Annotated in this window: 1 protein-coding gene; it reads left to right on the forward strand. The window is 62.4% G+C overall.

Features of this window, described 5'->3' with window-relative positions:
- Nucleotide 1 precedes the first annotated feature (1 nt).
- The coding region (locus tag AC629_RS44605; RefSeq protein ID WP_143199978.1) for a transposase at nucleotides 2-615 on the forward strand (614 nt) is incomplete at its 3' end.

Genomic DNA, 615 nt, shown 5'->3' on the forward strand with positions numbered 1-615 from the left:
GATGAGGCGCTTCGTTGAAGAGGCGGATCGTGGGCAGCGAACGCTGTTGCCCGAATGCCTCGATGACTTCATTGACGAGAGCAACCCAGTTCGCGTGATCGACGTATTTGTCGATGCGCTCGGTTTGGCTGGGATGGGCTTTGAGGGTGTGGAGCCGGCGGCCACCGGTCGGCCGTCGTACCATCCCTCGGTGCTCCTTAAGCTTTACATTTACGGCTATCTGAACCGGGTGCAGTCGAGCCGGCGGCTGGAACGAGAGGCCGGGCGCAATGTCGAGGTGATGTGGCTGCTGGGTCGGCTCGCTCCCGATCACAAGACGATTGCGGACTTCCGCAAGGACAACGGCCTGGCGCTGCGCAAGGTCTGTGCGCGCTTCGTCGAACTCTGCCGAGAGATGGGTCTGCTGGCGAAGGCGAGCGTCGCCATCGATGGCAGCAAGTTCAAGGCCGTGAATAACCGAGACAGGAACTTCACGCGCGCGAAGGTGGAGCGGCGGCGGGCTCAGTTGGAGGAGAGCGTCGCGCGCTATCTGAGCCAACTTGACACGGCCGACCGACAGGAGCCGAGCGAGGCTCTGGCGGCGAAGGTGACGAGGCTTACCGAGAAGTTGACGAA

The organism is Bradyrhizobium sp. NAS80.1 (assembly GCF_001908205.1).
In the GTDB taxonomy this organism is placed as follows: Bacteria; Pseudomonadota; Alphaproteobacteria; order Rhizobiales; family Xanthobacteraceae; genus Bradyrhizobium.